The sequence below is a fragment of the Desulfuromonas sp. TF genome (assembly GCF_000472285.1).
Lineage (GTDB): Bacteria > Desulfobacterota > Desulfuromonadia > Desulfuromonadales > ATBO01 > ATBO01.
This window is the reverse complement of the sequence record NZ_KI421412.1, coordinates 377,709-387,219: the sequence shown is the minus strand read 5'-3', so window position 1 is coordinate 387,219 and position 9,511 is coordinate 377,709. Positions and strand designations below refer to the sequence as shown.

Annotated in this window: 6 protein-coding genes; 1 reads left to right on the top strand and 5 read right to left on the bottom strand. The window is 60.2% G+C overall.

Annotated features, from left to right (window positions below; genetic code table 11):
* Nucleotides 1–117: 117 nt before the first annotated feature.
* Genes DTF_RS0101720 through trkA form a run of 3 tightly spaced genes read right to left on the bottom strand, consistent with a single transcriptional unit; the run spans nucleotide 118 to nucleotide 3,788 of the window.
* Nucleotides 118–945 carry an alpha/beta hydrolase gene (locus DTF_RS0101720; RefSeq protein ID WP_027713921.1) on the bottom strand — a complete coding sequence of 276 codons (828 nt, stop codon included), beginning with the start codon at nucleotides 943–945 and terminating at the stop codon, nucleotides 118–120.
* A 43-nt stretch (nucleotides 946–988) separates the two neighbouring features.
* Nucleotides 989–2,431, bottom strand: a complete 1,443-nt coding sequence (locus DTF_RS0101715; RefSeq protein ID WP_027713920.1) for a TrkH family potassium uptake protein — start codon at nucleotides 2,429–2,431, stop codon at nucleotides 989–991.
* A 1-nt stretch (nucleotide 2,432) separates the two neighbouring features.
* On the bottom strand, nucleotides 2,433–3,788 hold the full coding sequence (trkA, locus tag DTF_RS0101710) for a Trk system potassium transporter TrkA (RefSeq protein WP_027713919.1): 1,356 nt from the start codon (nucleotides 3,786–3,788) through the stop codon (nucleotides 2,433–2,435).
* A 171-nt stretch (nucleotides 3,789–3,959) separates the two neighbouring features.
* Here trkA and DTF_RS0101700 point away from each other — a divergent pair, with 171 nt between their 5' ends.
* Nucleotides 3,960–4,256 carry an HNH endonuclease gene (locus DTF_RS0101700; protein WP_027713918.1) on the top strand — a complete coding sequence of 99 codons (297 nt, stop codon included), beginning with the start codon at nucleotides 3,960–3,962 and terminating at the stop codon, nucleotides 4,254–4,256.
* Between the two features lie 52 nt (nucleotides 4,257–4,308).
* Here DTF_RS0101700 and DTF_RS21370 read toward each other — a convergent pair whose 3' ends face one another.
* Both DTF_RS21370 and glgA read right to left on the bottom strand, forming a co-directional pair.
* Nucleotides 4,309–4,527, bottom strand: coding sequence for a hypothetical protein (locus DTF_RS21370; protein ID WP_035055157.1), 219 nt, complete (start codon nucleotides 4,525–4,527; stop codon nucleotides 4,309–4,311).
* A complete protein-coding gene (glgA, locus tag DTF_RS27640) occupies nucleotides 4,520–9,472 on the bottom strand; it encodes a glycogen synthase GlgA (RefSeq protein WP_051360694.1) in 4,953 nt (1,650 codons plus the stop codon). Before glgA ends, DTF_RS21370 begins: the two co-directional genes overlap by 8 nt.
* Nucleotides 9,473–9,511: the final 39 nt, after the last annotated feature.

The following is a 9,511-nucleotide window of genomic DNA, read 5'->3' as shown; positions in this document are numbered from 1 at the left end:
CGTCAATCCGCGCCCCTGCTTGTGCGACGTACGATGTACGTCTCCGCGCAGGTCCTTGATTTCCTTGCCACGACGAAAAATCCCTCGTTTCCGAATCAGAAACTCGCTGGAAAAAGGTCATTCAGAGGGGAAGACTTCCATCAGGAATCGCCGCCAGGCATCCCAGTACTTGCGGCCCCCGGCATCATAGGTGTCGTTGTGGCCGGCTCCGGGAATGAGATGGAAGGTTTTCGGCTCATTGGCCCGCTCGAATACCCGCCGTGCCATTTTTACAGGAACAATGGCGTCGGCGTCTCCCTGAAAGATCAACAGGGGGACGCCGACGCTGGGTATTTTCTCCAGAGTGTCGTAGCGGGCCTGCACGGCCCAGGACAGGAGAGTGTACAGAAAAGGGTAGTGATGGCGCCCCATGGCCGAAACGGAAGGGAAGGGCGTCTCCAGAACCAGTCCGGCCGGCTGTTTCTCCAGCGCCATCTGTACGGCCACGCCCGCCCCCAGCGATCGCCCGAAGTAGATCATCCGCTCCGGTTTCCAACCGCGGTTTTCCAGCCATTCCAGTGCTCCCCGGGCATCGGCATAGGTCCCCTCCTCGCTCGCTGTTCCCTCACTTTTCCCATAGCCGCGGTAGTCGAAAATGAAGACGGAAACGCCAATCTCGCGCCGGAAAAGATAGAGATTTTCTATTCGGTGGGAGATGTTGCCGGCATTTCCGTGACAGAAAAGAATAAGTGGTTTTCCTGACGCCCCGGGAACGAACCAGCCATGCAGAAGCGTTCCGTCCGCGGCGGGAAAAAGGACTTCCTCGTAGGGGAGGTCGAAGATCGCCGGGGTGGCGACGAGCTCTTTCATGGGGAAATAGAGAAACGTATGCTCCATGGCGCCCTGAGATCGTCCGGGGAAAACAGTCACGGCGGCAAGCAGAAGAAAGAAAATAGAGTTCTTCATGCTCTTCAGTATACCCGCGCTTTTGTTTAGCCGATGTCGAATTTTACTTGCGCCAGAAGCTCGGAAAGAACAGGACCAGAACGGTAAAGAGCTCAAGACGGCCCATGAGCATACAGGCGATGAGCACCGTCTTGCCGAAAGCCGGAACCTGGGCGAAATTGTCGGCAGGCCCGACGCTCCCCAGGCCGGGACCGATATTGCTCAAGGTGGCGATAACCGCGGCCCCGGAGGAGACCAGGTCCATCCCCGAGGCAGCGAGAAGACAGGAAGCGACGACAAAGACCCCCATGAAGAGGGCGAAAAAGCCGAGTATGGCCTGCATGACTTCACGGTCCACGGGTATATCACCCAGTTTTACCAGGCGCACCGCCCGGGGATGGATGAGGCGATAGAGCTGCACCTGGGCATGTTTGAACAGCAGCAGAATGCGAGCCACTTTCATTCCACCGCCGGTGGATCCTGCGCAGCCTCCGGTGAACATGAGCAGGACCAGGAGGTATTGGGCGAGTACCGGCCAGATTTCAAAATCGGCGGTGCCGAAGCCGGTGGTGGTCAGGATGGAAGAAGCCTGAAAGGCGCTGTAGCGCAGATTGTCCAGGAATGAATCGTAGACGCGGCCCTGGTTGAGCAGAACGATCAGGCCGGTGGCAGTCAGGACCAGGACCAGGTAGGTGCGAAATTCCTCGTTGCGGAAATACCCGCGCACCCGCCCCCTGAGGGCATGATAATGAAGGGAGAAGTTGACCCCCGCCAGAATCATGAAAAGGATAATCACCCATTCGATGTAGGGACTGTTGAAGGCGCCGACGGAAGCATTGCGGGTGGAAAAGCCGCCTGTTGCCAGGGTGGCGAAGGAGTGGCAGAGAGCTTCGTAGAAATTCATGCCGCCGAACATGAGAAGGACGGTTTCGGCCGCCGTCAACAGGACATAGACTCCCCACAGCAGCTTGGCGGTGTCCTGGATTCGAGGTTTGAGGCGGTCGGCTGTGGGGCCGGGAACCTCCGCCTTGAAGAGCTGCATGCCGCCGACGCCGAGCATGGGCAGGATCGCCAGGGAAAGCACGATGATTCCCATGCCGCCCAGCCAGTGAGTTAAGGCACGCCACAGCAGCACGCTTTCTGGGAGGATCTCGATATCGGTCAGAATCGTGGAGCCGGTGGTGGTGAAGCCGCTCATGGTTTCGAAGACGGCATCGAGGGGGGAAGGGATGGCGCCGGAGAAGAGGAAAGGAAGGGCGCCGAAGAGAGCGTAAAAGGTCCAGCCGAAGGTTACGATGGCAAAGCCTTCACGAACGGACAGATCCTTCCGGCTTTTGCAACTGGCGAACAGTGCCAGCCCGGCTATCAGGGTAATGGACGCAGAAAGAAGAAATGCCCCGGCCGCTCCGTCGCGAAAATATAAGGAGAAGGGGATCGGCACCAGCAGGGCGGCGGCGAGAAACAGAAGCATGGCGCCAAGAATGCGCAGCGTGAGGACCATGTTCATCTTATTCGAAAAACCTCTCGATCTTCGACAGCGCTCCAGGAAGGGCGAAAACCACTACCCGGTCGCCTTCCCGCAGACGGCTGTCGCCGGTGGGGATCTCGTAGGTATCCTTATGGACGACGGCGCCGATGATCGCGCCCTCCGGAAAATCCAGATCCTTCAGCGGGGTTTCGACGATGCTGCTTCTTCCGGGAACCAGGATCTCAAGGACCTCGGCATTGCTCCCCTCGATGGCGGCAAGGGAGATGATCTCTCCGCGCCGGACAAACTTGAGGATAGCTCCGGCGGCCGCCTGGCGGGGTGAAATGCAGGCGTCGACCCCGAGAGTGGGGGCCAGATTCAGCAGCTCGGGTTTGTTCACCAGGGCCAAGGTGCGGCGGGCGCCGTGCTGGCGGGCGAGGAGTGAGCAGAGGATATTGCTTTCGTCGTTGTCCGTGACCGCGATGAAGACATCGGCGTTCTCCACCCCTTCATCCAGCATCGTACTGATATCCGTTCCTTCCGCGTGAATCACCATAGTCCGTTTCAGCTTGGCCGAAAGCATCTCGCACCGCTGCTCGTCCTGATCCACCAGGCGAACATCGAAACGCCTCTTTTCGAGTTCGCCGGCGACGCGCAGCCCGATGCGACCTCCTCCGAGAATGAATGCCCGCGGCGATTGGCGCCTTTTTTCCGGTTCCTCGAGTTTGAGCATGTACTGGATGGCGGGGAGGTCCTGGCGGTGGGAGACGAGGAAGATGCTGTCGCCGGCCTGAATAGTGTCGTCGCCGCGGGGGATGATGGTACGGCCGCCGCGGGTGATGGCGGTGACCACGAAACGGTACATGCCGCGGATCTCTCCCAGCTCCCGCAGGGTCAGGTCGCACAGGGGGCTGCTCTCGCCGATGCGGTAGCCCAGGAACTGGATCTGCCCTTCGACGAACTCGGCGACATCGAAGGCCCCTGAGCGGCAGGAGATCTTGACGATCTCGTCGGCGACGGCGTCATTGGGGTTGATGAGGAGGCTGATGCCGAGCTTTTCCTTCGACAGAACGGCGCCCTGGCCGGTGTATTCGATACTCTTGACCCTCGCCACCCGGGTTGCGACCCCGTATTCACGGGCCAGGAGACAGGCGAGGATATTCACCTCGTCGAAATCGGTGACTGCGATAAAAATGTCGGCGGATTTGATCCCCGCCTGTTCCAGGACTTCGGCGCTGGCGCCGTTTCCGTGGATACCCAGCACGTTGAGACGGTCCTGGGCTTTTTTAAGGTTTTCCTGGCTGCGATCGATCAGAGTGACTTCGTGCCCCTCCATTGAGAGCCGCTCGCAGAGAAAATAGCCGACTTGCCCTGAACCGATGATCAGTATCTTCATTCGTTTTCCCGGATCTGTTTGTCGCCGCCAGGAAAGCGGCGCGAATTGCCGCTAAAAATGGCATAAATCGAAAAAATGCGCAAGCTTCCGTGCCGAAGGCACAAAGGGAAGGTGTTGTCCTTTCCGAAGGCCTCGCGTAGAATGGCTCCATATCGTTGAAAGGGAGTATTTGTGGATTTATTTTTTGAGCCTTCGGAAGAGCAGGTTCGCCGGGAGAGGGAAAAGGCCCGCGAGCTGCGCAAAAGCCAATGGTGGAAAAACCGGGTAGCGCAAGGGGTCTGTCATTATTGCGGAGCTGAGATGGCGCCGAAGGAGTTGACCCTTGACCACATCGTTCCCGTCATCCGGGGGGGCAAGAGCACCAGGGGAAACTGCGTACCGTCCTGCAAGGAATGCAACAACCGCAAGAAACATCTCCTCCCCATCGAATGGGAGGAGTATCTTGACAGGTTAAAGGACAAAGGATAAAGGTTTTACAAGTCCTTCCTTTAACCTTTGTCCTTTAACCTTTTACCTGTTTCTACAGTTCTTCGAAAATTTCCTCCCCCTCGTCCGGGTCTTCCTCCTCGTCGAATTCGTCATCCATAAAGCGTTCAAGAAACCGCTGGTTGTCCCGAATCCTCTTCGCCACTTCCTGCTGCAGGATTTCAAGGTCCTGGAAACGTTCGTTCCGCCGTCCACTCTCTGCCGGTTCCCCTTCCGGGGGAAGGAGATCTTCGCTTTCCGGTTCCTCAGCCATTTTTCGCCTCCCTGATCTTTCGATAGCAAGTTATATAGCGTTCGGCTGAATGAGTCCAGGAATTATCCTCGGCCATGGCTTGCCGCGCCAGGCTCAGCCAGGCGGGGCGGTCGGAGTAGAGGCGCAGTGCCCGGTCGAGGGCCGACAGCAGGTCCTCGGCGGCGGGCTCGTCAAAGACGAATCCGTTGCCCTGCCGCGGTTTCTCTGCGGCATCGAAGACCGTATCGGCGAGTCCTCCGGTTCTGCGGACGACAGGGAGCGATCCGTAGCGCAGGGCGATGAGCTGGCCGAGACCGCACGGCTCATAGTGGCTCGGCATCAGAAAGATGTCGCTGCCGGCATAAATGCGCCGGGAGAGATCCTCGTCGAAGTTCAGGTTGATGGAAACCTTTCCCGGATACCGGCTCCTCAATTTGGCGAAGCGTTCCATGTGCACCCGTTCCCCGCTGCCGAGCAGGACGAACTGCAGGTCACGCTGCATGAGCTCCTCCCAGGCGTCTTCCACCAGGTCCAGACCCTTCTGGGTGTCCAGACGGGTCACCATGGCGACGATCGGGACCTCGGACCTCTTCTCAAGGCCCAGCTCCTGCTGCAGAGCGGTCTTGTTCCGCGCTTTTCCCTCCGGCTCGGATGCACTGAAGGGCGCGGCAAGCGCCCGGTCCTCTGCCGGATTCCACTGTTGCATGTCCAGGCCGTTGACGATTCCGATCAAGGCGTCCCGGCGCCGGCGAAGGATTCCGTCGAAACCGATCCCCAATTCGGGGGTCTGGATTTCCTTGCAATAGGTCTCGGAGACGGTGTTCACGGTGTCGGCAAAGATCACCCCTCCCTTGAGGAGAGAGACCTTTCCGTAAAATTCCAACCCTTCCATGGATGCCAGTGCGGGATCGACGCCGAGATCGGTCAACACCCCTGGCGGGAAAAGGCCCTGGTAGCCGAGATTGTGAATGGTCATCAGGGTGCCGATTCCGGCGTAGAATGGATCATCCCGCAGTTCGGTGCGCAGCAGTACCGGAATCAGACTGGTCTGCCAGTCGTTGAGATGCAGAACATCCGGACGGAAATCGATCCGCGGCAGAAATTCCAGAACGCTCCGACAGAAAAAGCCGAATCGCAGGGCATTGTCGGAGAAATCTCCATCGCCGTTGCCGTAAAGCCCCTCCCGGTCGAAGAAATGGGGGTTCTCGACATAATAGACCGGCACGTCATTCAGGACTCCCTGGTGCAGGAGTCCGCCCCGGGGTTCACCGCCGATATCGACTTCCACGCTGGCGATGCGCCGCTCCAGGGATTCGCCCCTTTCGTCCACACTCCGGTAAAAGGGCATGATGATCCGCACATCATGGCCGAGGTCCTTCAACGCCTGGGGGAGTGCCCCGGCGACATCGGCCAGCCCGCCGCTCTTGGCAAAAGGCGCAACTTCCGGAGAAACCAGGAGGATTTTCAGCGGTTCGGTCTTCCTCTCGCGGAGAGGATACAGAGTCCGCTGGTCGGCGAGAATCCGGTTCCGGAACCGCTCCATCCGGTAGCCGGCTTCTTCGGCATGCCGAAGAAGCTTCTCCTGTTCCCCGTGGATCTGTGCCAGGTGAGCGAGGAGTCCTTCCGTGTCCCGGCCGAAATGGGCCGCGGAGGCGATTGCCGCAACAAAGAAAAGACCGTAAGAGAGCTCTTCCAGGCATTCCTTGTTGAACCATTCGGTTCCATCCGCCCAGTTCGCACAGAGGCATTGCCGCACCGAAGTCTCTTTAAGCAGGGCGGCGAAATCATGCCGACGGACGGCGGGAACCCAGAACTCCTGGTGGCGGACCAGGGTCTTGGCCAGCAGCGCGGCGCGGATGCCCTTTCCGCCTCCCAGCACCTCCTCGAGGACATGCTCCAGCAGATATTCCTCCATCCAGCGGGCACTTCGCCGCCCGGCGGACACTCCCGCCGAGGGCTGGGCCAGGCGGTGCAGAGTCAGGAAAGGGAGCAGCACTCCTTCGAGCATCCGCCTGAGTTCCCCTGCCGACTTTTCCTCTGTGCTCCAGGGCGCGGCCATGGCCTTCAGGCTCCGGCGCTCCTTCACTCTGCGGCTTTTCATCTTCAGCAGCGAACGGATCTCACTCAGCTCCGCCATGATCGTCCGGTGCAGTTCCTGCGGCTGACCGGGAAGGCGCACGACCTCTTCCGCGGTCCGAAGAAACACTTCCAGGGTGCGGGAAAAGCTCTCCTGCGCCGGACTCTTCCGCCATTTTTCTTCAGACAGCCCAAGAGCCGCGGCCAACTCGTGCAGCATCTGCGGATCGATAGTGCGCCTGAAGGCCTGCAGCAGCGGCGCCAAACGAACCCGGCGCAGTTCCCAGTCGAGGCTGACCACCGGCCGGTCGCCGATCTCGCCGTACAGCTGTCCCCAGATCCCTTCGGCATCGTGGATCTGGCGGAAATCGACGAAGACGTAATACTCGTAGGCGTCCAGTCGCAGATGCAGCCCCTGCATCGCGTCGCAGGGACGCAGGTATTCGAGGCCGCTGCGGGTGTCGCGAAAGCGAAGGAAACGGTCGGGGCCCATGGCGAGTTTGAAAGCGTCGGCCAGGGTGGTGGTCACCAAGTTGCTTTCGCCGGGGTGGCGGGGGACGTTTTTGGCCACGGAACGGCCGATCCGCCCCTCGGTCTCACCGAAGCGGTTGTTGTAGACCACCAGCGTTTTGTCCTCTGCGCTGCCGTTGGAGTAGGCGAAGACGTTCTCGTCGACTCCTCCTTCCGTATCGAAGTCGTAGAGTTCGAACTGCTCGGCGCCGCTGAACTGCCGCCTCCGGCGCATCAGGGGGAAGATCTGCGCCTCATGGTGCCGGATGAAGGCTTCGTCGGGAGCCTCGTCACGATAAGCCCGCCGGTACTCCATCCCGTACTTCTCCGAGAGCCCCTCCACCTGCCCGTGGCCGAACATGGGGAGTCCCGGCATGGTCACCAGCATGACCGCCACGCCGAAGTACTTGTCCCCCCGGCCGAACTGCTCGACGGCTGTGGCTTCATCGGGGTTGTTCATGAAATTGACGAAACGCTGCAGAATGGCGGGGTTGAATTCGAGGATGTTTTTGATGACGCTGCGGTATTTGGCATTCTCCTCCATCTTCAGCATGTTCATGAAGGCGCTGTTGTAGACCCGGTGCATACCGAGAGTGCGGACGAAGTACCCTTCCATGAGCCAGAAGGCTTCGGCGATCAGGAGGGTATCGGGAACCTCGGCGGCGACCCGGTCGACGACCTCGCGCCAGAACTCCACCGGAAAGGCGTGGTCGAAGTCGTCCCGGCTCATGGCGTGCTCGGCCCTTGAAGGGACCCCGGAACCGCCTCCGGGCTGGGGGTACCACAGGCGCTGGAAATGCTTCTTGGCCAAAGTCATTGCGGCGTCGAAGCGGATTACCCGGAAGCGGCGCGCCACGGCGACGATGGTGCGGATCATCGCCTCCCGCACCTCCGGCAGCAGGTAGTTGAGCTGGGCCGTATCGTTCCAGGGCATGTGGGTGCCGTCGTTGCCGTGATAGATGTAGCGCTCTTTTCCGCTGCGTCTGTCCACATGCTTGAAGACGACGGCCGCATCGGAATGATTCCAGTAGCCGTCCTCGATGAAGAGGGCCACATCGTCGGACCAGGAAAGGTCCGGGCCGGTGAATCGGTAGCCGATATAGGGGGGCTGGTCGACCTGGATGTACCAGTCGGGGTGCTCCCGGGTCCACCGGGAGTAGATTCCGGTGTGATTGGGGACCACGTCGCTCGCCAGGCAGATTCCCCGGGCCAGGCACCGGGCCTCCAGGGCGGCCAGGGCGTCTTCTCCTCCGAGGTCGCCGGCCACCGTGTAATCGTATAGAGAATAGGCCGAGGAGACCGCCTCGGGGTTCCCCATGATCTGCTTGATCTTCTGGGAGGCCGGGGATCGCTCCCAGAGCCCGATCAGCCAAAGAGAAGTGAACCCCCATCGGGCCAGGAGGTCGAGCTCCTCGTCCGGAATCTGGTCGAGCCGGATAATGTTGCGGAGGTATTTTTTCGACAGCTGGTCGAGCCAGACATAGATCGTCTTGGCGATCAGCACCACGTTGGGCATCCAGTCGGTATCGGGAGAGAAGGCCTCGGGTTCTTCGTAATGGAGGCCGGCCCGAAAATCGGGGACCAGGGCCGGGCCGCCGCCGAAGCCGCGCATTGTCTCCTCCTCGGCCACGACATCGAGGGCGATCACCAGGCTGCGCAGCAGATCTTCCGGAATCAGGTCCCCCCAGTGATCGCGAATGAAGGCCACCTGCCCGGTCAGCGAATGGGGAGAAGCCTCGATGGGCGCATGCAGTAGCGACAGCAGGGAGCGGCCGAGCAACCCCGGAACAGCGACCTTCTGCAATTTCCGGTCGAGTTCGGCCAGAGCCTGACGATAAGGGATGGTGCGCTGCAGGTCGGCATCGTCGTAAAGGGGGCTGAATCGTTCGGCGGCGGGATTGGCGCACTGGGTGGCCAGGATAAAGAGCTCGACCAGGGTGTCGCGCCGATTGGCCTGAGCCTCTTCCCCTTTGAAAAAAAGTTCCCGGGGTTTCCCGCGCAGGACGGCGGCGGGCGGGTAAAGTCGAACGAAGCTTTCCAGGGCCGCATCCAGTTCGGCAATGACCGCCGGCTCACCGTCGATGCGGACGGTATGGTCTTCGAAGGTGCAGTTGTGAAGCTCCAGAAACCGGTCCGAGATCAGGCGGAAGATCCGGTTCAGAAGTGCCAGAAGGTTGAGCTGGGCGGCACTGGCGGGACGTTCGGGCTGCCTGCGGTTCAGGCTTAGGGCCACCTGCTGCAGCGGGCGCAAGAGGGACGGGGAGGGCTGATGCAGTAATTCGACGGGAAGATCGAAATGTGTCCGTGCGCGCTCGGAGACCTGGATGGCCAGGGGGAAATATTTCTGGTCTGATTGTCCCATATCTGTTTTGCTTTCCATCTCGTTTTTCAGAAGTATCGTCTCTTTACCCTGTGGAAC

Excerpts from the sequence above, each read along its gene's own strand:
- DTF_RS0101720 (WP_027713921.1), bottom strand. The coding sequence starts at position 945 with ATGAAGAACTCTATTTTCTTTCTTCTGCTTGCCGCCGTGACTGTTTTC.
- DTF_RS0101715 (WP_027713920.1), bottom strand. The coding sequence starts at position 2,431 with ATGAACATGGTCCTCACGCTGCGCATTCTTGGCGCCATGCTTCTGTTT.
- trkA (WP_027713919.1), bottom strand. The coding sequence starts at position 3,788 with ATGAAGATACTGATCATCGGTTCAGGGCAAGTCGGCTATTTTCTCTGC.
- DTF_RS21370 (WP_035055157.1), bottom strand. The coding sequence starts at position 4,527 with ATGGCTGAGGAACCGGAAAGCGAAGATCTCCTTCCCCCGGAAGGGGAA.
- glgA (WP_051360694.1), bottom strand. The coding sequence starts at position 9,472 with ATGGAAAGCAAAACAGATATGGGACAATCAGACCAGAAATATTTCCCC.